21 protein-coding genes are annotated in these 24,446 nt (G+C 49.0%); 3 read left to right on the forward strand and 18 right to left on the reverse strand.

All coding sequences use genetic code 11. The features are described from left to right. Positions 1-106: 106 nt before the first annotated feature. Positions 107-2,473: an Ig-like domain-containing protein gene (locus GUA98_RS23595; RefSeq protein WP_193724581.1), complete on the reverse strand. Its 2,367-nt coding sequence runs from the start codon at positions 2,471-2,473 to the stop codon at positions 107-109. A 223-nt stretch (positions 2,474-2,696) separates the two neighbouring features. Between GUA98_RS23595 and GUA98_RS23600 the strand changes: the two genes are divergently transcribed. Then, positions 2,697-3,311, forward strand: coding sequence for a class I SAM-dependent methyltransferase (locus tag GUA98_RS23600; protein ID WP_193724582.1), 615 nt, complete (start codon positions 2,697-2,699; stop codon positions 3,309-3,311). A gap of 101 nt (positions 3,312-3,412) precedes the next feature. On the opposite strand, the gene GUA98_RS23605 is transcribed toward GUA98_RS23600, so the two are convergent. Next, the gene (locus tag GUA98_RS23605) at positions 3,413-4,549 is read right to left on the reverse strand and encodes a glycoside hydrolase family 88 protein (RefSeq protein ID WP_193724583.1); all 1,137 of its coding nucleotides are present in this window, start codon (positions 4,547-4,549) and stop codon (positions 3,413-3,415) included. 141 nt (positions 4,550-4,690) lie between these two features. Beyond that, positions 4,691-6,607, reverse strand: coding sequence for a heparinase II/III family protein (locus tag GUA98_RS23610; protein ID WP_193724584.1), 1,917 nt, complete (start codon positions 6,605-6,607; stop codon positions 4,691-4,693). Positions 6,608-6,865: 258 nt separating this feature from the next. On the opposite strand from GUA98_RS23610, the gene GUA98_RS23615 reads away from it, so the two are divergent. After that, on the forward strand, positions 6,866-7,258 hold the full coding sequence (locus tag GUA98_RS23615; protein WP_321573911.1) for a hypothetical protein: 393 nt from the start codon (positions 6,866-6,868) through the stop codon (positions 7,256-7,258). A gap of 117 nt (positions 7,259-7,375) precedes the next feature. Here GUA98_RS23615 and GUA98_RS23620 read toward each other — a convergent pair whose 3' ends face one another. The 7 genes from GUA98_RS23620 to GUA98_RS23650 form a co-directional block, all read right to left on the reverse strand. Next, the gene (locus GUA98_RS23620) at positions 7,376-7,723 is read right to left on the reverse strand and encodes a KGG domain-containing protein (protein ID WP_153976612.1); all 348 of its coding nucleotides are present in this window, start codon (positions 7,721-7,723) and stop codon (positions 7,376-7,378) included. A gap of 175 nt (positions 7,724-7,898) precedes the next feature. Further along, the gene (locus tag GUA98_RS23625) at positions 7,899-8,555 is read right to left on the reverse strand and encodes an SGNH/GDSL hydrolase family protein (protein WP_153976611.1); all 657 of its coding nucleotides are present in this window, start codon (positions 8,553-8,555) and stop codon (positions 7,899-7,901) included. Positions 8,556-8,660: 105 nt separating this feature from the next. Continuing rightward, positions 8,661-9,467 (reverse strand): NAD-dependent epimerase/dehydratase family protein, encoded by an 807-nt coding sequence (locus GUA98_RS23630; protein WP_153976610.1) that lies wholly within the window; start codon positions 9,465-9,467, stop codon positions 8,661-8,663. A 107-nt stretch (positions 9,468-9,574) separates the two neighbouring features. After that, the gene (locus GUA98_RS23635; RefSeq protein ID WP_153976609.1) at positions 9,575-9,904 is read right to left on the reverse strand and encodes an AzlD domain-containing protein; all 330 of its coding nucleotides are present in this window, start codon (positions 9,902-9,904) and stop codon (positions 9,575-9,577) included. Further along, positions 9,895-10,620: an AzlC family ABC transporter permease gene (locus GUA98_RS23640; protein ID WP_227780043.1), complete on the reverse strand. Its 726-nt coding sequence runs from the start codon at positions 10,618-10,620 to the stop codon at positions 9,895-9,897. Before GUA98_RS23640 ends, GUA98_RS23635 begins: the two co-directional genes overlap by 10 nt. Before the next feature lie 221 nt (positions 10,621-10,841). Continuing rightward, a complete protein-coding gene (locus GUA98_RS23645) occupies positions 10,842-12,044 on the reverse strand; it encodes a DUF2087 domain-containing protein (RefSeq protein WP_153976608.1) in 1,203 nt (400 codons plus the stop codon). A gap of 315 nt (positions 12,045-12,359) precedes the next feature. Then, entirely contained in the window at positions 12,360-14,333 is a 1,974-nt protein-coding gene (locus GUA98_RS23650) for a methyl-accepting chemotaxis protein (RefSeq protein ID WP_193724585.1), read from the reverse strand. A 309-nt stretch (positions 14,334-14,642) separates the two neighbouring features. Between GUA98_RS23650 and GUA98_RS23655 the strand changes: the two genes are divergently transcribed. Beyond that, a complete protein-coding gene (locus GUA98_RS23655; protein WP_193724586.1) occupies positions 14,643-16,001 on the forward strand; it encodes a serine hydrolase in 1,359 nt (452 codons plus the stop codon). Between the two features lie 130 nt (positions 16,002-16,131). On the opposite strand, the gene GUA98_RS23660 is transcribed toward GUA98_RS23655, so the two are convergent. From GUA98_RS23660 to GUA98_RS23690, 8 genes are read right to left on the reverse strand one after another with little or no spacing between them, the layout of a single operon-like run. Beyond that, on the reverse strand, positions 16,132-17,412 hold the full coding sequence (locus GUA98_RS23660; protein WP_265333657.1) for a glycoside hydrolase family 3 protein: 1,281 nt from the start codon (positions 17,410-17,412) through the stop codon (positions 16,132-16,134). Further along, positions 17,384-17,818, reverse strand: a complete 435-nt coding sequence (locus GUA98_RS30060; protein WP_265333658.1) for a glycoside hydrolase family 3 N-terminal domain-containing protein — start codon at positions 17,816-17,818, stop codon at positions 17,384-17,386. The genes GUA98_RS23660 and GUA98_RS30060 overlap by 29 nt, the downstream gene beginning before the upstream one ends. Before the next feature lie 57 nt (positions 17,819-17,875). Further along, complete coding sequence (locus GUA98_RS23665) at positions 17,876-19,057, reverse strand: exo-beta-N-acetylmuramidase NamZ domain-containing protein (protein ID WP_193724587.1); 1,182 nt, start codon at positions 19,055-19,057, stop codon at positions 17,876-17,878. Next, positions 19,054-19,767, reverse strand: a complete 714-nt coding sequence (locus tag GUA98_RS23670; protein ID WP_193724588.1) for a hypothetical protein — start codon at positions 19,765-19,767, stop codon at positions 19,054-19,056. The genes GUA98_RS23665 and GUA98_RS23670 overlap by 4 nt, the downstream gene beginning before the upstream one ends. Before the next feature lie 47 nt (positions 19,768-19,814). Then, on the reverse strand, positions 19,815-20,924 hold the full coding sequence (locus tag GUA98_RS23675) for an ABC transporter ATP-binding protein (RefSeq protein ID WP_193724589.1): 1,110 nt from the start codon (positions 20,922-20,924) through the stop codon (positions 19,815-19,817). 47 nt (positions 20,925-20,971) lie between these two features. Next, a complete protein-coding gene (locus GUA98_RS23680) occupies positions 20,972-21,805 on the reverse strand; it encodes a carbohydrate ABC transporter permease (RefSeq protein WP_095291542.1) in 834 nt (277 codons plus the stop codon). Between the two features lie 44 nt (positions 21,806-21,849). After that, on the reverse strand, positions 21,850-22,773 hold the full coding sequence (locus GUA98_RS23685) for a carbohydrate ABC transporter permease (RefSeq protein ID WP_193724590.1): 924 nt from the start codon (positions 22,771-22,773) through the stop codon (positions 21,850-21,852). Positions 22,774-22,828: 55 nt separating this feature from the next. Continuing rightward, positions 22,829-24,181 (reverse strand): ABC transporter substrate-binding protein, encoded by a 1,353-nt coding sequence (locus GUA98_RS23690; RefSeq protein ID WP_193724591.1) that lies wholly within the window; start codon positions 24,179-24,181, stop codon positions 22,829-22,831. Positions 24,182-24,446 lie beyond the last annotated feature (265 nt).

Raw genomic sequence — 24,446 nt, forward strand, 5'->3', positions numbered from 1 at the left:
TGGAGAAAATATAATTGTTTATACCAAAAAAAACGGTGGTGTCAGCATCCAAGCTGGCATCACCGTTTTCCCGTTTACATCTCACCTTCAAGGCAAGTTTTAAGTTTTATTTCGCTTCAACAACGATGGTCACTTTTGTTTTCACGCCAGCATAACTCACCGTGATGGTCGCTTTACCTTTGCCGTTAGCCTGGATGATCCCATCCTTCACCGACGCTGTTGCAATACGGGAGGACTTCCAGAGTGCCGGTTTGGAGACATTTGCTTCACTGCCATCTGCATACGTTGCCGTTGCTACCACGGTAACCTTATCCCCTGGTTTCATGGTCAGGGTCACTTTATCGGTTTGCAGATATTTCAATGTGTCTACATCGATAGCCACGGTTACGGATTTACTGCCGTATTTCGCTGTTACTTTCGCTTTACCTGAACCAACCGCTTTTACTTTACCTTTGGTTACCTGAGCTACTTTGTAGCTGTTGGTTTTCCATTCGGCTTTGTCGGTTACATCGCGTTCGCTACCGTCATTAAAATACGCCACAACGGTAATATCAGCTGTCTCGCCAGATTTCAGAGATACGGCTGGCTCTGATGCTTCAATGCGGGCAATGACATCCACCTCAATGGCAATCGTAACCTTTTGGGAGCCATATTCTGCTGTGATGTTCACTTTACCGCTACCATTTGCTGTTACCAAGCCTTTTTTAACATCAGCTACCCGAGCATTGCTCGTTTTCCAAGTTGCTTCTGAAGTTACATCCAGCGTATTACCGTCTTCATCTGTACCCGTCAGAGTAATCTGCTGTGTTTCTTTGGAAGCCAGTGCGATAAAGTTTACGTCTGCCTCGAGGCCGCTTGCCATACCAACCTCAACAGACATGGTCAATGTTTTTCCATCCACTTTAGCGGTAATGGTTGCTTTGCCGACAGCAATACCCTTTACTTCGCCATCCTTGGACACTTCGGCAACCTTATCACTGCTGCTGCTCCATTCCACATCTTCAGTAACAACTTTGGATGTGTTGCCATATACAGCTAGAACCTCTGCAGTAAAGGTATCACCCACACCGATAGATTTTTTCTTGTTTTGCATTTCATATTTGTCCGGCACATCTACACTTACAGTGATTTTGACCGTTTTGCCGCCATAAGCCACTGTAATGGTTGCCTGTCCCGATTTGTAAGCCGTAAGTTTACCTGCAGATACATAGACGATATCTTCATCGCTTGAAGTCCACGTTGCTTTGGATGTCACGTTCTCCGTGCTTCCATCCACATACTCCGCGTTGACCGTAAGTTCTTTTTCTTTTGTTCCGGTCAAACTCATCGCCAGTTTATCTTCAACGTCTACAACGTCCAGATAACGAGCGGTGTCTACATCTACCGTAATTTCAACGGTTTTACCACTGTAGCTGGCTTTAACTGTAGTTGAACCTTGGCCAATGGCTGTAATTTGACCTTTATATACAGTAGCAACCTTTTCGTTACTGGATGTCCACACTGCCGTATTGGTTACATCTGCGTCTGAGCTATCCGGATAGATTGCCGTCAACGTCAGTTGTTTGGAGCGATCCGTATTGCTTAATTTGAAGAATAACTTTTGCTCGTCGACCTTCAGATTGCTTGTCCGGTCCACGTCTACATCGATCGAAACGGTTTTTGTACCGTATTTAGCTGTGATTACAGCAGATCCCGCGGCATAACCTGTGATGGTACCCTTCAGCACATCAGCAACTTTCTCATCACTGGAACTCCAATCAGCAAGAGAAGTTACATCCATGGTCGTTCCATCCGGATATGTTGCTGTCAAAACGACTTTGTCGCTTTTGTTCAACAAGAGGTTTACTTGCTTTTTATCTGTATCGATTCGCTTCACGACTTCGACGTTTACCTCTACGGTAACGGATTGTTTTCCTACCTTACCTGTAATTAATGCTGTACCCGCGCTTTGTCCGGTAACTTTACCATTAACTACAGTCGCTACCTGATCGTCATCAGAAGACCATTCTGCGATATCGGATACGGATTCAGAACTGTTATCACTGTAAGTTGCAGTCAGTGTAATCTGCTCGGATTCACCTTTACGAATATCAATGGTTTGCTTGTCTTTGGTCAACGCCTTAACCTTTTTGGTGACGTTCACCTGAATGGATTGTGGCTTATTTTCATAGGATACGATGACGGTTGCCTGTCCCTCACCTTTGGCTGTAATTGTTCCGTTATATACCGTAGCCACTGCAGTGTCATCACTGCTCCAGCTTGCATTCACTGTAATATTGCTTGTTGAAGCATCCGTATAGACTCCTGTAGCTGTTACAGAACTCGATTCTCCCACTTCAAGCGCCACTTCATTTTTGGAAACCACTATTTTGGACAGTTCCTTATCTGCCGCAGCGGCCAAGCCTACGTTGGAAATACTCAGCACGAATACCAGCATCATCACCATGTACTTGGTCAATCTTGGCTTTAACATCATTTCCCCCCGATTATCATCATTTTTTTCCTTAATTTTAATGTCGGCAAGTTCTTTCCAGATGTTTAGGCTTTCAGCGATTTTTCAGAAAAATGATTGGAAAACAATTCCGCAGTCTCATCCTTCTCCGGGGAATCATACCCGCCAGCATTCCGCATAACCTATCTATAATGCTATGTTGCAAGCGCCAAGCGACTGAATTGTACTTGATAGGAGGAGAAACATGCGGCAGCCCTTTGATTACATTGGATATTGGGAGCAGACATACCGTTCCGGAGAAACTTCTGGACGTGGATCATACGGGGTTCTGGCTGAGTTCAAAGCAGAGATTGTGAACGGATTGATCCAGCAGGAGGGCATTACCAGCGTAATCGAATTTGGATGTGGCGACGGCAACCAGCTGCAATATATGAATTATAAACAATACCTTGGTGTCGATGTCGCTGCTTCTTCGGTGCGCCTGTGTGCCTCAAAATTTGCCACGGACTCCTCCAAAAGCTTCATGTTATATACACCTGGCCTGTGGATCAATAGGGGTTTTCTGACGGCAGACCTTACAGTGTGTTTGGATGTGCTGTACCACATCACGGATGAGACCGATTTCCGCAATACCTTATATGATATTTTGCATTCATCGAAGGAATGGGTTGTTCTCTACACCCGGTTGAAGGAAAACGGCAACCCAGGCGTGGACACGATCCAGGATCGCAACCTGTTCCATTATTTATTTGACTATCCCGACTTCAAGGTTCAAGAGATCATCCCGCAGCGATATCCCGATCAATCTTCAGCCGACTTTGTGATCCTCAGGCGCGTGCCATCGAAGAAAAATAAATAAATCATCAAACTCACGAAAAACCACCCCAAACAGCCAGTGAAAGATAGGCTGCTTCAGGTGGTTTTTTATTTTACCGATTTCATTCTCCGACATGTTTGAGGTTAAAATAGTCCCGGACGTCCGCGCAGCTTCGCCAGCGCTTCCATATAGAAATAATCGCCGTAGATGATCGGCACATTCAATCCCCTTCCTTCCGGGTAATGCACGGTTCCCTGCATGATCAGCCCCTCTTCCGCAGCTGACTCGCCTGAGCTGTAGCGCTCATGCAGGCCGCGAACGATACGCTCGCCCGCTGCGGCATACTCCTCTCCGCGTGGCGACAGCTTCGCCAGCTCAAGCAGACCGCTCGCCGCAATCGCAGCAGCGGACGAATCCCACGCCACCTGATGCTCCGCCGGTGCGCGAAAATCCCAGAACGGCACGATATCTTCGCCAAGCATGGCGAGGAAGAAATCGGCCGCGCGTTCCGCTGTCTCCAGATAGCGGGCTTCGCCCGTATACCGGTAAGACAGCGCAAAACCATGCAGCGCCCAGGCGGTGCCCCGCGCCCAAGCGGAACCCGGAGCATGGCCCTGTCCGCCATGCTCTCGCAGCTTCTGCCCCGTGTGTGGGTCGAACTCCACCACGTGGCAGATGGACCCGTCTGCGCGAACGAACTCGCGCGCAACCGTGTCCGCGTGTGCTTCCGCCAGCAAGCGGAAGCGGGGATCGCCGCTCTCTTCGGATGCCCAGTAGAGCAGCGGCAGGTTCATCATGCTGTCGATGATGGCTACGCCGCGCGTATCCATTGTGGACGAGCTGAAGTTCCAGGCACGAATGAACTGACCACGTACATTGAAGCGAGCAGCAAATAGATTGGCAGCAAGCAAGCCCCGCCGCCGGCTGTCCATGCTGCCACTCTGGCGGTAGGATGCTACGCCGCTGAGCAGCCAGATGAAACCCAGATCGTGATCTACCGAATCCGGATTGCGGAGGCATCCCTCCAGCTGCCGTTCACAGCTATCTGCAATACGGGACAATGAAGCAGCATCCACATTTTCCGGGGACTCTCCGTACACAAGCCATAACAATCCTGGCCAGAAGCCGGCTGTCCACCATTCCGGATCGTTCTGGTCATACGTCCCCTGCGGAGAGATGTGTGGGAAGGTATCCTTGATTCGCTGTGCGTTGCGAATGGTTTTGTCCGCGCCCTGCCGCCAAGCTTCTTCAATCCATGTTACCGATGTCGATGTACTCACGAGCTTTGCCTCCTCTTTTCGTATCCTTATTTATTCATATACGTACGCAACTTTAATGGACTAGATCTGCACACCGCCTTCAGTGGTTTCATTGCATCGGTCCACTCCGGATTGTCTTTGATTCTGATTCTTCGAATTGAATTACCTCGGATACATGGTGAATTTGAAGCTGCACCTTGTCTCCTGTACTACTCCACTTTCATCTGCGGTTTGCCGTAAGATTAATCCGGTGCGGTAAAACTTCTGTGGCAGATGATCATGATCCACGGTCTCGATCACTTCGATCTGTGCACTCCAGCATTTCACATCGTACTCCATGAACACCACAGCCCTGCTTCCTTCCCATCGTACTCCTGCTTCTTGCAAGACAGGTTCGATTCGACTGATAAAATGCTGGGCGACTCGCGGTTCTCCAATCAGGCGCTCCCCGATCTGAATACCGGAAGAAGGTGGACTCCATTGGTAGTGGTCTTCAAGGAAAAGCTCTGCTTCGGAATTTCCGGCTGAACCGTGCCATCGTAATCGCCGGATATATCTTGCCAGTGTAGGAGCCATAGGATAAGCCGACGTCAGATCCAATTCAGCCTCTATCCCCTGTGAAGGCAGGTGCTTAATATGTAGCATTTTGGCTTCAGCTTGTCTTCCGGATTGCTGATGGGTCCCTTCAATGACAGGAACGCTGTGCCCCTGAGAGCCAATTTGCAAAATGCTTTCCCTGCCAGGTGCGAAGTAGGCTTGAGTATACTCGCCTGAACCTGGATCACAGAGAATGTTTTCACCGCCGCCATGAAGGATGAAGTGTCCCAGATCATTATGATTATGAGGCTCTGCGTTATGACCTCCTTTTACCGAAAAGGCCACCTTCACTTCCTGCTGTTCACCTGCTGTCAGCGTCCCTCGTGCTATCACCCACGATAAGTCCTCCAAGTAAATCGGAGCCCCGGGCTCACCCGATTCAGTCTCACTATCGAACTTAGCCGGATTAGTCCACAGTACATTGCGGAGAGCATGAGCCCACCTGCGGCAGGGATCCTGGGAGAGAAGCGGGATGTGAAGCCCTGAATCGATTAGAATCTGCTGCCTTTCGGACAAAAGGGAAAGCAATCCGGACGGAATCGTCTCCCGCTCACGACTGTCCGAATAGTTAATATACACCCCGTCCGACAAATGAATATTTCCCGGGAAAGCAGCAATCGCTCCCGTCTTGGGATCTGACAACATATCCAGTTCACCTGCACTGAACAATCTCAGCATCTCTGCATAATAGGTATAGAATCCGAACCCATACACCCAGTAGCCCACACCTTCAGCACATCCTCCATCCGTCCCGTAACCACTCGAAAAGGCATTCATGGATCGAATGGTGTGCTGCACAGCCATGGTTCGAAGCCGCTCATCCTCCAATAAAAGTAAAGCAGCAATTCCGCATCCTCCACTGCAAACGGCTGACCAGTTGTGATTTGCTTCTTCCCAACCGTAAGTCCGCTGCTCCCTGTACAATGGAGTAAATATCCTGTCTTCTACCTCCGCCTTGACCATCCGGATCAGGCGCTTATCCAGCATGTCATCCAGTATTACGACCAGCTCTGCCAGCATCTGTGCGGTCTCTGCAGCGAATAGATCAATATGTGTTCTTGCGCCAGCTTCTTCCCCTTCCGGTATATGGGCAGACAGACACCAGGTTTGTTCGGTACAAACACTCCAGATCAGATCCTCCAGCAGATGCAAACGAGAGGAAGACGGCGATACCGCCACCAGCAGCCCCAGCGAAACAAGCCTACCGCGCCTTTCAAAATAAGCCTGCTCATACGCTTGACGCTCACCCGTATCCCTGAATTGACGAAATAGGGAAAAAGATAGTTCTGGCAGGTTCTCCGTAAGTGCCTTCTGTTCATATACTTCTAAATCCGACCAAAAGCCGGCGTAAACGGGGTCATTCCACGTGTCCGTGAGCCTGTCTTTCCAGTGATGGATAATCTCCAAACCATCGGACATTCCATGTTTCATAGCCGCAGCGATTGTATCTGTCGTCCAACGTAATCCAGGGTGAACCGTCATAAGAATTCCTCCCCATTTTTGTAACCGATTTCATTTTAGCCTATCAAGTAGTAAAAATGAAGGGAATTCGGCTAATCTTATGTAAAAGAACAAATAATATGAAAATAACTGAAACTTTTCAGACTGTTTTCTCGTAAAAGAGTTGTCGGTACTCATTGCATATGCATTTTATTCCATTATGAGGACAGGTGAACCATACTGAATACTGAATTATTTGATCAGACTGTAACGGAGCTGCTGCAGCGCTCGGATAGCCGAGTGATTGTGCAGGTCGAATCCCATTTTCCGGACAATCGTCTCGTCGGGGGTAAATATCACATGGGCAGTCACACCGTATATCTGTACAAAAAAGAGATCATGGAGCAATGCCGGATGCTCTTCGGTACGTTAGCTCCATTGCAAGCCTATATTTATGTCATTCTGGCTCATGAACTGGGTCATGCCGAGGATACGGAATTAGCATATCTGTCCAGCCTTCTTGATGGGCCCCTATCGGCTCATGAGCAGGCAGAGATTCGGTTGCGTATTGAAGAAAACGCCTGGCGTTATGCAGAATCACTGCTGCAGGGCATGGATCCTGTTTTCTTGCATACCATCATTGATGAATCCCTGCTCAGCTATCGCCAAGCCATTGAACCACATATTGCCTAGATTATCACAATCAATATTAAATGAATAAACAAGGCCAGACCCACCCTTTTCCACAGGTGAGATCTGGCCTTGTTTGCTGGAATTACGTTTTATTCACGCTTGCTTCTATATCAACAATTAATTTTTCCGATTCCGTGACCGGGCTTGTCCACCCTTGCGCCCTGCTTCTTCGCGGCTCATTTTGCCATCCTGATCATCATTTCCGTCACTGCTGCCCCGGGCGCTTCCGCCCTCACGTCCAATCTCTTGATAGAACTCACGGTCGTGGGATTTGGATGTTGCTTCCCCGCCTTTGCTGCCAATCTCCTGATAGAAATCCTTGTCATGGTTCTTCGAGGTTGCCTCTCCGCCCTTGCTGCCAATTTCTTGATAAAACTCATGATCATGATTCTTGGAGGTTGCTTCTCCACCCTTACGTCCTGCTTCTTCACGGCTCATTTTTCCGTTTTGGTTATTCTGTGCCATTTTGAATTCACTCCTTATCGGGTATTGAGTATAGTGTGCTACGCTTCTTAATTACCCTCTGTTATGGAAATAAAACAATTGATTTCTAGAAATTCCACTTTTCTATAATTTATTTTTGAATGTTCTTCTATGTAAATAAGAGCAGAGGGTCGCACAGGACCCTCTGCTCTTATTCCTACTGGATTTTAAGTTTGCTGTCCTGTACGACAGACAACCATTGACGTGCAATCAGTTCATGACCTGCCGCCGTTGGATGCACACCATCCCACAACCAGTAGGATGCTTCTGCCTTCTCTGTCGCTTGATTGAGCATATCCTGCAATGGAACGAACACAGCACCGAACTGACCCGCGAGCTCCCGGACAAGGCGTTGATATTGGCCTATTTTCTCCTGCCATGCATCCCATTTGTCCACCGTAGCACCGGTTTTCAGAATGAAGGGTTCCATCAACACGAGCCCCGTATTCGGGAGCACTTCCCGCGTCTCTTCTAACAGATGATGATATGCCCGTCCGAGACGATCCGTTACCCCGCTGGGCTCATTATTGATTATACGCCAGGCGTCATTCACACCAATCAGAATGCTGATCAGTTCCGGCTTCAAACTAAAGGTATCTTCATTCCAGCGTGCATACAGATCGGATGCGCGATCCCCACTGACTCCCCTGTTGTAGAAGGTGGGCTGCTTCTCTGCCAGCTCCGCACCCAGTCTGCTTGAGATCAGATAAGCGTAGCCATGTCCCAAAAAGTGATTCGGATCATCGTTCCGCGATCTTCCTCCGTCTGTAATGGAGTCTCCCTGAAACAATATAACGGATGGACTTGTACTCATGATTTGAACCGTTCCTTCCTCTTATGTAAAATGGAAACCTTGATTCTACCGTCTCCATTTTATCCCTTTCCGGTTCAATAGAGAATAGCGTTTTCAAAAGTTCAACTAAACGCCCTTCTGGTCTTTTGCCACATATCCTCCGCCCTGATATTTCGTCTCATCCTGCTTATCCGGCGCACCTCTGCGCTTCGCCTCTTCCCAGAGCTCGGCAGCATCGTCTTCTGGACGGTATCCAATTTTTTCAGCCAAATAACCGATATCATAATAATTGTCGCTATTCGCGGAGGTTCCGTATAGATTAAGATACTTCATCCCGGAATCAGCTTCAATACAGCACACCGCGAGCTGCACCATGTCCCTCGGAGATATCCAGATATGGGCAGAGCGCTCGGAATGCGGATGATCATCGCCGGAGAAGTTGCCGATCCGAATGTTGAATGAAGAGAGGTCATACTTGTCCACGTAATATCGGCCAAGCAGTTCAATATAACATTTGCTGAGACCATAGAAGCTGTCAGGACGATAGGGGTCGTCGACCTCAATCTCTTCACCTGTACGGTAAAAGCCGGTTGCATGGTTAGAGCTTGCAAAAATGACACGCTGAACACCATTCATTCGTGCTGCTTCATATACATGGTAAGCACCGGTTACATTAATCGGGAGAACTTTGCCCAAGAAGTCCTCTTCATCCTTGGCCCAGGCAATGTGCAGCACGGTATGCACTCCTTGCATCAGCTCCTGCAGCCTTTCCGCGTCCGTAACATCCATGGGGACAATACCTGTTCCTGGTTCCTCCTGAAGGTCAGCCGCAACAATATCATACTTGTCCATTTCCCTCAGACCATCCAGCAGACTGCGACCGATTACGCCAGCAGCTCCTGTGATCAGTATCTTTTTCCTCGTATTAGCCATTCACCTTCGCTCCCTTCATTCTTAACGGATACTTCAGCTCTACTACATAGGTCTATAGAACATTATTAACCGTTAGTCTGAAGGAATTACCTGTACAGCTTGCGTCTCTACCCGATCACATAACGCAAAATCATCATCGCTACAATGCCCACAAGAACCGTACCGAGAAGACTTCGCGTCCAGATCGCTACCACAAAGGTAGGCAGGGCCGCCCACAGTGCAGCATTCTGGGTGAGCGGTACCAGCTGGTTGCCAGACATCAACAGCTCCTGGCCAATCAGTGCTGCCATCACGGCAACAGGCACATATTCCAGCCAGCGAAGCAGCCATACCGGAATCTGTATTTTGCTAAACAGCATTAGGGGCAGCACCCGGGGAATAAAGGTCAACAAGGCGGACCCGATAATAATCCAAAATACATCCCATCTTACTTCCATCGTTCCATGACAACTCCCATCGTTGCTGCAACAACTGCAGCCACTATAATGCTCATGCTGCCCAAAGAGGCCATACTTGCGAGTACCACACACACCACAGCAATAATGGCTACATTGATGTGCAGCTTTCTGTTTTGACGATGGATTAACTGAAGCACAATTAGGCCGATAAACATGGCCGGCAGGGCAAAATCCAGTCCAAACTGCTCCGGATTCGTAATCCAGCGCCCGAAATAGGCTCCTGCCATGTTGGCTGCGAACCAATTCAGATAAGCTGTAATATTTAATCCATGCATCCACCGTTCACTTAATGTTTTGCGGCCAATTGCGCGAGTCATCGCCACTCCGAACGATTCATCCGTGAGCAGGGAGCCAATCCACATGTTTTTGAGTGGGGTCAGGTGCCTGAAATACGGAGATACGGCTGCACTGAGTAATAGATGTCGCAGATTGACAAAGAAAATCGTGAATATGATCGCTGCTGCCGATCCGTTTGATGCGAGCATGCCTGCGGCAATAAATTGGGCCGAACCTGCATATAAGATCAGACTCAGCAGGGCGATTTCCGCCATACTGAGTCCTGCTGTCATTTCGATGACGCCTGCTGCAAACCCAATACTCAGATAGCCAAGCAGGGTTGGAATGCAATCCTTTACCCCCTGCATAAACGTGGCATGATCCCGAGTCTCTAAGATGTCTTCCGATTTTGTGACCATGGGCATTGATTTATCCAATTCTGCTGCAACTCCTTCTCATCCCTTCAGAGATGTAAATACGTTTCCTTTATATTAATTTAGAAATATACCACAAGTTAAGCGAATGAGGGAGAGACAGATTTCTCCTTTACAGAACAGATTCAATAGATCTATCACGCCAAAAAGCCCATAACCTGTTAAGGCCATGGACTTGGTAAGCCAGAAATCAATGTGCTGGGGAATTACGCACTACTATCTTTTTTGTCCCCGTGATATCCTTGTTCGCCATATGGCTCAAGCTGATCCATCCAACGATTCAGACATTTGGCGAGTGCATCCTTGGTGTCAAAATAGGGGTTATCCTCTTTTTTCAATACTTCCAGCACTTCAATCGTAAACGCATCATCACCGTATTCATTCCATTCCGCCTGCAGCTGCTTGTTCAGATGGCTGCCCATTTGCAGCATGAATCTCTGCCCATTGATCGTTTTCAGATTCAATGTGCTATCCAGATAGACTTTACCGTTTCGTTCATTCCGAATCTGGTATATTCCGGCCTCCGTCTTGATCTCCTTGGCCTGCTCCTGAAGCTCTTTGCGTCGATTCATTTCTTCATTCTCTCCATTCCCGCTTCCCGTTTTCGTTTGTTTAGTATTCTTGTTCTCTTCTTGCTCTGCCGTGAGGTTTAACCAGTACTGACTGCCGTCCTCTTCACGATTCAGGAAACCATAGTCGATCAGATATCTCCTCAGTTCCACGTAGTCCTCATAGATTTGTTGTAAAACCTCGTTAACCTGTTTCTCGGTATAGTGGCGTTTTGGCTCGAACCGTTTGGCAATTTCAGTGAGAACGATATATTTATGCTTCTGCTGCATGTGAAAACTCGATAGCGGACCATCTGTTCCTTCTGGAAAATACTTGGCCAGCACTTTTTCCCGGTCCTGTTCCGAGATATCGAACTGTTTATCGTTGATCGTATGCACATGTCTTGTGACAGGCAATACGAGCTCGGCAGGAGCATAATCATCTTTGCTTTTTAGCAGTTCCATTAATGCCAAAAAGATTTTGGCCTGCCGTTCCTTCTCCTTCAGCACGAACCGGTGATTCCGAATGGTGGACGCACTGCCGATCCCCAGTGCCTTCTGCACTTCGGTGTCCTTCTTCCCTTCATAAAACTGGCCAAGTAACCCCCGCTGCACGTCGGACAAACCTGTTACACTTTTATCCAGCTCCAGCAAATATTCAAAAACAGATCCATGGGCCTTCTCGATATGAACACGCATATATCTTTCTGCCTCATAGAGAACACCTTCCTCGGGATAGATAATTCCCGCTTCCGTTTTATAGCCACAGCAGATGCATGTAAAGGTTGGCCCTTCCGCAAGATATCCCCGCTTGATCTCTTCGAGCGTAGCCGTCTGCAATAATGGTTCCGATGATTTCATTAAGACTAACTCCTTTTTATGCTTTTATTTAGATATCCCCATCGACCATCGATATCATTCAATAATTCGCGTTAGGTTTGTTTATTTATAGATATAATATAATTTTGTTTGTTTAATGTCAATCATCACCTCCTGTATTGCTCTCTTCTCAATGAGCTGAGCTCTCCAGTGAAGTTACCAAGGCATACTTTTTCCAATAAAAAAAGACTACAGGGAATTGACCCTGCAGTCTCGTTGTCATCGTCATGCTGACGCTGGCACTTTACGGTTTATCCCCTTCTAACACAGAGGCACCGGTTTATTCCACTTAATCGGTTATAGCCTGAAACGTTCAATCATGCTCTGCAGATCTTCAGCCATTCGAGACAATGCGGCAGAGGAAGCTGCTACTTCTTCCATCGTGGCCAGCTGCTCCTGCGCTGCAGCAGAGCCATCCTCCGTACCGGATGCGATCTGATCAGACAAGACAATGGTATCATTGACCGCTTTGGTTACGTGATTCATTCCTCCATCAATCTGACGGGATGCGGCAGACACTTCTCCGGCTTGAGCAGCAACGAGCTGCACCGCATCTCGAATGGTACGGAACGCATCGCCCGCTTCGGTAATCAGCTCCGAACCTTTCATCATACCTTCACCTGTACGTGCAAAGGTGGACTGCACCGCGTACGTTTTCTCCTGCATTTCACGCATTAACTCATTAATCCGCTCGGCAGAACTTCCTGAATTGTGAGCCAAAGCTTTAACCTCATTGGCTACAACAGCAAATCCGCGTCCTTGCTCTCCAGCTCTGGCGGCCTCAATGCTCGCATTCAACGCGAGAATATTGGTCTGTTTTGCAATGGAGGTAATTTCGGTAACGATCTGAATAATCTCTTCATTTTTTGCCCGGAGATCCTCAATGACCGCTGCCATGGCTTCACTCTCTTCGTTGACCTGCTGAATATGAGCGACCGCCTCTTCCACGGTTACCATTCCGGCTTCGGACTTGTTCGAAGCTTCCCCTGCAATGCGGGCTGTCTCTTCAGCGCTGGAAGAGATTTCTTTGACCCCAATGGACATCTCTCCGACAAGCTGCCCCGTTGCCGCAAGACTGTCATTTTGTTTGGTCGTTCCTTCTGCTGCATTTTGCATTAGCTCGGCGACCTGTTCTGTGGCTTTGGACGTCTGTTCCGAACTGGCCATCAATTCCTCTGAAGATGCCGCGAGCTGGCTCGACGTATCGTGCACCTCTCCAAGAACATTGCGCAGCGATGAAGTCATGGAATCGAAGCTGTCTCCAAGCTGTCCAAATTCATCCCGCCGCTTCAGTCCAACACGAACCGTAAGGTCCCCGGCGCTGACCTTGGAAGCGGCCTGGGTGAGCTGCTGCAATGGACGAACTATGCCTCGGATGATGAATATGAGCAGGATCATACCGATGACGAGTGAACTTCCCACAAGCGTAAAGGTTCGAATCATAATCGGTCTAACTGCTTCATCCGCTTCGGAAGGCAGCATCTCACCAACGATTTTCCACCCCGTTGCCGGGTTGGTAAAGTATACAGCTTCCACTTCTTGTCCTTCATACGTATACGTTACGGTTCCTTTGTCGCTCGTGTACATTTCATTAATGTAGTCTTGATCGGACTGCACACCCGATTCGATATTGTAATGGAACAGGAACTTTCCGCCATTGTCCAACATGTACAGCTTTCCTTTTTCACCGATATGAATCTGGTCCACGTTTTCTTTCAAGTGGTTAAGACTTACATTGGCTCCAAATACACCTTTGCCATCAGCCAGCTTGGCAGCAGCTGTCACGACCCACTCTCCTGTTGTTGCGGACTGGAATGTATCCGAAATAATAGGTTCACTTGCTGCCATGCCCATCGTATACCAGCTGCGTTCCCGCGGATCATAGATCTGTTGTCCAGGATCAGGTGACTTCATCCAGCTTCCATCCTCGGCACCGATCGTCAGAACGCCTAGTTCTTTATGATTTTCAGACATATGGTCCATTTGTTTTTGCAGTGCAGGCGATTTATTAATAACATCCTCGGAAGTAAAACCCGCAGCAAGCTGTGCGGCGTTATCCTTCTCCATGTTGAGCATCTGATCAATCTGTAAACTGAGCATCTCTGTTTTGGCCTGTGCAGAATGCAGGAGCTCCTCCCTGACCCGTTCTGCTGCTTTATCGTAAGATAACCAACCAACGGTGATGCTTGGCACAATCAAAAATAGAAGCAGCGCCGCGACCAGACGTTTTTTAACGGTTGGCGCAAACCATTGTTGAAACCTTTTCTTCATATGAACTATCCCCCATCATCATCTTCACCTTTCTTTTTATCGGACGAACATCATGAAAACATTATGTATGAATACTAAATATCATCGAAATTCTATTATTTTTGTTAGGCTCTTCTATTCTCTTGTTCTCCATCCATTTTGACCCTCTTCACGAGATCGTTTACAATATTTTAAGCTGGTTATTCATGAAGAGTCTGGAAGGAGAGGATTCAAATCACACGCAGATCGCCTCACGAGCATCAATCGGTTTCCAAGGCCTATTTATCCCTATTTCGTATTCTACTCGCGTTTATTCTGGTTGCAGGGCCGATGCTGGGACAATTCAGCACATCCATATCGGCTGCACAGAACACGCAAGCAGTTCTTATTGAAGTGAATGGCGAACCACAATCCTGGAAGAATACACCTCAGATCTATAACGGATCAACATACGTACCCCTTAGGGATGTCGTCCAGTCGGTGAAAGGTTCCTTGAAATGGGATAACCGTACCAAAACGGCTACCATCACCGTTGGAAGTGATACTTTGGTGTACCAGGCCGGCAGCGACTCGATCAAGGTCAACCATGTCCGCCTCGATGCAGGCGTGAAATCCCGTACAGTTAACGGTACGCTTATGGTACCTGTCCGTCCTATAGCGAATGCCCTGAAAGCCGATATTAAAGTCGGCCGCACCTCATCGGGTCAGATGAGCGTGAACATCCAAACAGACCAAGTCAGTTTGCTGGACAAGGAAGTGACCAGCGTGGATGCTTATTTACGTGAAGTCCAATTCCCTGGCATGGCCCTGATAGCCCGCAATGGTGACGTATTGCTTCGCCAAGGATATGGACTGGCCGATGAAAAAACGTTGAACCGCCCGGATCAGAAAACAAGAATTGCTTCACTGAGCAAATCCTTCACGGCAGCTTCCATTCTCAGCCTCGCGGAAGATGGCAAGCTGAATGTAGAAGATCCCATCTCCAAATACATCTCTGGTATTCCAAAGGGTGACGAGATAACTCTGCATATGCTGTTATCTCAAACTTCCGGGCTTCCGTCTGCATTTGGCCGGGGTGAGGGAACCTCACTGGAAGAAACGGTAGAGGAGATCAGGCACAAAACGCTGAAGTTCGAACCGGGCACTGCCTATCTCTACAGCAATAGCGGCTATGTGCTGCTAGCCTATGTGATTGAACAGGTATCCGGCATGAGTTATGCCGACTATGTTCAACAAACAATTCTGACCCCGCTCGGCATGAAAAACTCGGGAGAGGCATCACGCAAGGTCAAAACCATTAGTGGTTTCGTTGCAGAAAATAACAAGTGGGTGCCTGCTCCTTATTACGTGTCACAATCGGGATCAGGGACGATCTATTCGACGGTAGACGATTTGCTCAAATGGGACCGTGCACTGTACACCGATCAGATCCTCAGTCAGGAGACAATTGAACAGATGTACAAGCCCTATTCGGACAAAAATTACGGCTACGCCTGGATTCTCAAGGAGAAAGGCAATAATCGCACCGTCTTCCACAATGGCAGCGGAGGCGGTTATGCCACAGCCTTCTCTCGTAATCTATCAGACGACGTAACGATTATTCTGCTTGGTAATCATGCGGGTATGGATATGACCTCTCTGATGGATGAAGTAGAACAGCGCACAGCCAAAGCATTAAAATTGCAATAATGGTTTATACGCAGCGAAAGAGACGACCCTCCTTAGGGTCGTCTCTTTCGTTTAGGTAATGCCATGTTACCGTTGGGAGATTAACTCCTCTATTGTATGAAGTACATTTGATGAACAGCTGATACAGATGTTATATCAGACTCACGGGAAGCTTTCCGGTAAAAGGGATATGCCCCATCATTGCTCTGGCGGCACTATCCATGGCAAGCGGACGGCTCTCGTAAGCCGCTACATAGACTTTCGCGTCCGGAAGAGCCAGCAGATCATAGGGACTCCGCAGCGCTACAACAGCCAGCGGTTTACCCAGCTGCTGAAGCCATCCGATTAGCCGGCATTGCGGGTCACCTGAAGGACTGCTCGCATTATAGGTACCCACCACGATCTGGCTGATGCTCTCCTCTTCCGCAGCCTGAAGCAGGCGGGCAGATGAAAGCGCAACGTCCTCCGGGGTTACGGTTAAGTCGATCACATCAAGTCCATGTCTCGCCAATGCAGAACCAAGTGTAACAGCCTGGCTGAGCTGCTCGTCGGCGATGGTTGTCACCGATGCAGCAATAGTAATCACCAGTGTTCGTTCCGGCTTCAGCGGAAGCATATCCAGCTGGTCTCTCACCAGCGTGATGCTCCTCTCGCTAATGTACCTCGCCACCTCTTGATGCTGCAGACTGCTGCGCTCCAGCTGCTCATTTGATGATGTCTGATCATTCCGTACCTTGCATAATGAACGTTCTGACCCGCCACTAACAATTTCATCATCTGTGTGCATGTTTATCTGGAGCAGTCCATGCTTCTCCTTGTACATGAGCAGGCGGGCAACGGATTCATCAATGCGTTTTTCGCTGATCCGTCCATTCTTCACTCCTGCTTCCAATGCTTCGAAGGCTGCCTCCTGAAGCTTGGCTGTGTGGCTGATAAGTACAAGATCGGCTCCTGCTTCAACAGCCATCACCGCAGCTTCAACCGTACCATAATGAACAGCGATGGCATTCATCTCCATGCAATCCGTTACAATGATCCCCTCATATCCAAGCTCCTGCCGCAGCAGCCCACTCAGTACAGTATGTGACAGCGTCACCGGAAGCCGCTCTGGTTCCAGTGCCGGAAAATAAATATGGGCGGACATTATGGCATCCACTCCTTCTGCTATGGCAGCCCGGAAGGGGACGAGCTCCACCCGTTCCACCCGCTCTCTGTCGTGCATGATTACGGGAAGATCCAGATGAGAGTCCGTATCTGTATCTCCATGACCAGGGAAATGTTTCGCTGTCGCAGCAATACCTGCCCCCTGAAGCCCCGCGATGGTCTTCACACCGTAGTCTGCGACCGATTGAGGTGATTCACCAAACGATCGAACTCCTATAACCGGATTCGCCGCATTATTGTTAATATCGAGGACCGGAGCAAAATTCATGTTGATCCCCATCGATTTTTAGCTCCAGCCCGCTGATATATGCTGCTTCATACGCCTTTTCGTTGGAACCCGCGGCGGCTATGGCCATCTGTCCCGGCATCAGAGTAACCCCATTCGTGATCCGCGCAACCATGCCCCCCTCCTGATCGATGGATATCCAGAGTGGGAGTTGACCGCTTTTAGCTGCAATCCCCTGTAACCCGGCAGATAGCCGCTCTACCTGCTCTGGCGACTCGATGTTACGCGCAAAATAAATTACGCCTCCAATCGGATACGTACGAAGCAGGCGTTCTACATCTCCAGCTGCTTCGGTACCATGAAAACCGCACAGCAGCATCTGTCCAATTTTTTCACGCAAAGTCATCCTTGCCAGCTTATGTTGGTACTGCTCCAGTAGCTCCGTCATTCCGCGCCTCCTTACGACGAATATCATCCCTCATTAGGCATCGCATCAATGCACCTCTCATGGATACAACAAAAACGGCTTACGCCGCTCTCCCCATTCCTTCGCCTGCGCATTCCATGTTTCAACCAGATCGAATAATTTCTCTTGGATATGTATCCCTTCCCTGACTTCCTTGCCTCCTGTCAACAAATCAATAAAATACCTCGAACCAGGCCGCGGCGGCTCCAACCAGTGGAATTTTTCGGAATAGAGCGAAGCCAGTTCATGCAGTAGAACAAGTCCTGTTTCCACAGCCCGGAACTCGCTGCTATCCGTAATAAAGATCCGGATGCCTCCGCATAACTCACCTGCATGCTTGGAGAACGTCGGAGACATGTACACAGGATGCACATGCACCCCCTTCAACCCATAACTCCGAAATCGTGCAGCCAGCTGGTGCCCATCGATCCACGGTGCTCCAATCCACTCGAACGGGATTGTTGTTCCCCTCCCCTCCGACACATTAGTACCTTCGAACAGGCAAGTACCCGGATATACCTGTACCGTATTTAAGGTAGGTACGTTGGGCGATGGGAGCATCCAGGGCAGTCCCCTATCCGTAAAATGAAAGTCTCTCTTCCACCCGTCCATCGTGATGACGTCAAGTTCACATGGAACATCGGCCTGGCTGTTCACCATTAGGGCCAGCTCACCGACCGTTAATCCACTGCGGATCGGAATACGCCAGGCACCGACAAGTGATTCGTATCCCGCACTCAGCACCCCGCCTTCCACTGCCTCCCCGCCAAGCGGATTGGGACGATCGAGCACCAACATGCGTTTGCCTGCTTCAGCACAGGCCTCCATCATTTGAAATAAGGTTGAGGCGTATGTGTAGTAGCGAACACCTATATCCTGAATGTCGAACAGCACGGTATCCACTCCGGCGAGCATGGATGGGGTCGGTTTCTTGTGTTCTCCATAGAGACTGAACACAGGGATGCCCAAACGCGGATGCACCGTATCCCCGAATCGGACTCCGGCCTGAAGCTCACCGTCCAATCCATGTTCACAGGCATATAATGCCGTCAGCTCCGCATCTGCTAATCCGGCGCACACCTCCACTGAAGAGACAAAATCAGACGTAATGCCGGTTGGATTCGTTATCAGACCAAGGCGGGAACCCCCCAGCAACCACGGGTGGGAATCCCCCTCGAACAATCGGTCAAGTCCAGTTCTTACGATAGCCCCTCTGCTCATCCGGCATTCTCCTGACTCATCCACCCCGCATGTTGATGATCATTGCCAGCAGACATGTTGGGTTCCTCTTGAGGCTCAAGCACATTTTGCGCAACCTTATGCTGATAGATGGCGAACATGCCTGCGAATAACGCTCCGAAACCAACCACAGTTAGACCGAGTAATGCCGTCAGACATAAAGCTTGAAAGCAAGCTCCCATCGTATACCCTGGATGGCGGAAAAAAAGCTTCACACTTTCCCCCATCGCCTGGATGATTCCCATATTCTTTTGCAATACAAGCTGCCAGGTATAGAACTGTGACATCAGGGCCATGAGTACGAAGAACGTTTGGAATACGCTCACAGCCGTCCCCAGCATGCCGCCCTGTTCGCCGTAATACCACCAGGTTGACCACAGGATGAAGCCCAGCACAGCAATGAGGATACCTACTGCACCACCAGGTATAATTCCCTTCAAGGTGCCTGCCCACAGATCGCGGGGTCCATTACGGCGTTCCTTCCGTTCCAGCCTGTGATGTATGGTGTAACAAACACCGAACAACATGGGCATATAGATCACGGCCAGCAGCATGATCGCGATCGGCAGCGGAGCCAGCATCAGAATGGGAACCAGAACCAACGAGCTGGCTGCACTGAACAAGGCTACAGGAATAATGTCGCGGTAGATCTCAACCCCGGATTTGACCAGCACCTCACTTAATTTGCGCATCCCGCATCTCCCCTTTCTTACCCTTCCTTCTAATGGTTCTTGCTTGGCTACTCCCGGCCAATGGCCAGCTCAGTCTCCGGATCGAAAAAATGTGCTTTTCGCAAGTCCAGCACGAAGTTTTTATCCATACCAACGTACGCATGGGTCTCCGGATGTACTTTGGCCGTTACGGTACGGGCACCAAGGTGAAAGTACACCAGATTTTCCGAGCCCAGATGCTCCACAACCTGAACACGAGCCTGCAGCATATGGTCTGTTGGAATATTAGGTGCGACATCATCTCCAAAAATATGCTCTGGGCGCAGACCAAGAATCACTCGCTTGCCCTGATGGCTCTTCAGACGGACGAGCACCTCCTCCGGCAAGGTGAAGGATGCTCCTTCCACGGCAACCTGATCTCCTTCAATGCGTGCATCAATGAAGTTCATGGCAGGAGAACCAATGAATCCGGCAACGAACATGTTGCGAGGACTCGCATACAGCTCTTTTGGCGAGGCTACCTGCTGAATGTCTCCATGATTCATGACCACAATTCGTTCTCCGAGTGTCATGGCTTCCACCTGATCATGCGTGACATACACAATGGTAGCTCCAAGCCGCTTGTGCAGTTCACCCAGTTCTACTCGCATTTGCACACGCAGCTTCGCATCCAGATTGGACAGGGGTTCATCGAACAGGAATACCTGCGGATCACGGACAATGGCCCGGCCCACCGCTACCCGCTGACGTTGACCACCAGACAATTCACGCGGCTTGCGCTCCAACATTGCCTCAAGCCCAAGAATGGAAGCAGCGTTCTGCACCTGCTCATCAATATAGGATTTTGGCTTTTTGAGATTTTTCAGGCCAAAGGACAGATTCTCCCGAATGGTCATGTGCGGGTAGAGTGCATAATCCTGAAATACCATTGCAATATCCCGGTCCTTCGGATGCAGGTCGTTAACGACCCGATCGCCGATGACAATATCCCCGCTCGTTTGCTTCTCCAGACCGGCGATCATTCGCAGTGATGTTGTTTTTCCACAACCCGAAGGACCAACAAACACAACGAATTCCTTATCTTCTATAACAAAGTCCGAGCCGGCCACAGCCGTGAACGTTCCTTTATGATCGTCTTTGAATTCTTTGCGCACTTGGCGAAACTCCACGCGTGCCATAGGTAGATCCCCCTTTACGTTGTCGCTTGTCTGAAGGCTAGTTAGCCTTAACCTTTAACTGCACCAATGGTAATCCCTTGCAGAAAGTAACGCTGCAATGAGAAGAATAAAATAATCATGGGCAGAGCACCAATGGTTGCCCCGGCCATCATGGCACCGAAGTCGGTTGATTCGGCAAATACGAACGAAGCCAGCCCCACCTGAATGGTTCTCATTTCATTGGAATTGGTGATTAAGAAAGGCCAGAAAAATTCATTCCATGAAGCCACAAAGGTGAAGATGGCAAGCACAGCAATCCCCGGCTTCGCCATAGGCAGAATCACTTTCCAGAAGATGCCGAACTCACTGCATGCATCAATGCGTGCCGCATGTATCAGCGATGTCGGCAGTGTCGACATGAACTGTTTCATCAAGAAAATGTTGCCCACACTGACCGCCGCTGGCAGAATGATCGCTGTATACGTGTCCCCCAGGTCAAACACGTTGACCATCAGGATGTATAGCGGAATCAGCGTCACCTGAGCCGGAATCATCATCGTGCCAAGCAAAACCCAGAATACGGCCTGGCTGCCGGGAAATTTTAGCTTGGCAAATGCATATCCCGCGAGGGATGCAAAAAACACATTCGTCACAGTCAGAATGATCGAGATCAATAATGAGTTATAGAGCCAGCGCCACGCATCGGTTTTGGCAAAAAAACGTTCATACGGTGACAGCGACAGCTGCTCCGGAATCATCTGCGGTTTGAAAGAGGCAGACATCGTAGTGTCCTGTACCGAACCGACGAGCATCCAGTACATCGGAATGATGGTCACCAGTGCCCAAACGGCCAGCAGAATGGAGGCTACGACAAGCAGCGTCCTTTTCTGAGTTGATTTCATGAATTTGTTCACCCCCGGATGCTAGATCCAAAATATCAAAATGCCTAACATTCAATATCGCTTGAGAAATACTTGAACTGGATAACGGAGATGACAATGATAATGATTGCGAGCACGAAGGACTGCGCTGATGCCAATCCGAACTCATAGAACTTAAACGCCGTTTCGTAGATCAGATAGGCGATTGTTGTTGTTGCGAAGTTGGGTCCGCCCTGTGTCATCAAGTATACGGAGATAAATACCTGAAACGATGTAATTACACCCGTAACCAGCAGATACAACGTGGTTGGCTTAAGGAGCGGCCAGGTTATTTTGCTAAACTGGGTCCATCCACTGGCATGGTCAATGTCCGCTGCTTCATACAGCGATTTCGGAATGCCTCCCATGGCTGCGAGATACAAAATAATGCCTGCACCATGCGAACCGAGCCAGTTCATCAGGATGAGTGAAAACAGTGCCGTTCCCGACTGGCCCAGCCAGATCACCGGATCAAGTCCGAAAAGGCCAAGGAAGCGGTTCAAGAGCCCCGAATCGGTCGGATCAAAGATCGCCAGCCACACGATGGAGATGGTTACTCCTGATGCCACCGCAGGCAGATACAAGGTAGCTTTGAAAAAGGTCTGCCACTTGCTTTTCATCTGGAAGATGAAATAAGACAGGACAAATGTAATGAGAATATTGACCGGAACCGTACCCACAGTGAAGATGATTGTATTTTTAATCGACTTCCAGAACGTTTCATCCTTGATCAGACGCTCGTAATTATCCAGTCCAACCCAGGTTGAATTCATAATGTTATATTTCTGGAAGCTCATCACAAGAGCGGTCAGAACCGGATAGAGGGTGAAGATGAGAAACAGCAGGACAGGCGCCAGGATAAATAAATACGCCCACCCATAGTCTCGCCAAAGCCGGGCAATCCGGGAAGTCCGGGGTGCGGACGACTTTGGCGCAAGGGCGGTCTGCATGGCAAATCCTCCTCTCCTAATCGTTGTGGTCTTACATATGCGCTATGTTTTTCTTTTATTGTCCAAACATCTGCTGGCCTTTGCTCTTAAAGTCTTCTGCAATCTGCTCCGGCGTTTTCTCTCCCGAGAACAGGGCCTGAATATTCGGTTTTACAACCTGCTCCTTGAATTGCTTTTGCTGTGAAGCCTTATCAATGTCCAGCTCCAGCACAACAGGCATTGCAATGTTCTCAGCCATTACTTGGGCAGCCTCCAGATTATCCGGTTTGCCCAATTCTTTGCCTGCAAACAGATCAACTTGAGATTGTCTCACAAAAGGGAGTGCGAGCTCGTTGGCAGAGTTCCCCGCTTTTGCACCGCTTAACGCCTCCATAACCAGGAACGTATTCTTGGCATGCTGTTCACCTTTGTCCTTCTTCTGCTTGAAGGCTACGTACCCTTCACCGCCCATTGTAGTTGCCGCTTGCTGATTGTCATTATGCGGAACAGGCAGTAGGACAAAGTCGATTTTCTCTCCCTGCACTTTGCCATCATCAATGTCCTTGTTGCGGTTCTGGATCATCACATCGTAATAAGGAATGGCCTTGGAGATCATGGCAGTCTCTCCTGCATAGAACATATCCGTCCGTTTCGCCGGGGCAATAGCTGCTGTCTCCTTCGGCATGTAACCTTGGTCCATCAGAATTTTGATAAATGAGAGCGTATCTAGAATCCGGCCATCATTCCATTGGAACGCACCCTCTTGATCCAGAACGTCGATCATGCCGTTATTCCGGGAGAGCATTTCAATGAAATCAAGGGAAGTGCCGTCGGTAACGAGTGCATACTGCTTAGCTCCGCTATCCAGCGTTTTGGTGAGCTTGGAGGCTGCTTCATTGAATTCCGACCAGGTCCAGCCATTTTGCTGAATGGACTTCCAATCGATGCCGGCCTCCTCCAGAATACGTTTGTTGCCTCCCCAAGCCCATTGGAATTGATATAACGGCAGGCCGTACTGTTTACCCTGAATCTGACCTAACTCCAGCGTACCGGGCAGGTAGTCGTCCTTGATCTCGGGAGTCAGATAGCTATCCAGTTCAAGCGCAAGTCCCGTATTTACATACGTTCCATCCACACTGTGAAAGTACAGATCCGGCGGATTTCCCGCATTTAGCGCCACATCGAACTTTTTGGGTCCTTCCGCCCAGGAGAGCATCTCCGTCTTCACGGTAATGTTCGGGTGTTCTTTATTGAAGTCGGCAATCAGCTCTTTCAATTCGTCTTCATAAGTACCATGCACCGGATAGGTCCATACCGTCACGGTGTCGTCCGCATTGGGGTCTTCCGAAGCAGCCCCACCGCTATTTCCGCAGGCTGTAATCCAGACCATCATTAGTACCATTGCCAAAACCAGACCCTTTTTCTTCATCCCTTCATCTCCTTCGCGAGTCGTTTCCCAATCATTCCTTTGCCAAACTCGATGCCCCTTTGAAATCCTTGAACATAAAAATGATGAACCGCCCCGTAAGTGCGGCAGTAAGGAACAGCACCTCCCCGTCCATTGACCTGCGTTTATGCAGAGTTCAACTAAATGCAATATTAACGTCAACTTACATGACATTAACAGTATTAATTCCTTCCAAAATTGTAGATTGAGTTCATTATATGAGCTATGAAATAAAAATTCAATATTA

It is taken from the genome of Paenibacillus sp. P13VS, assembly GCF_015143645.1.
Lineage (GTDB): Bacteria > Bacillota > Bacilli > Paenibacillales > Paenibacillaceae > Paenibacillus > Paenibacillus xylanilyticus_A.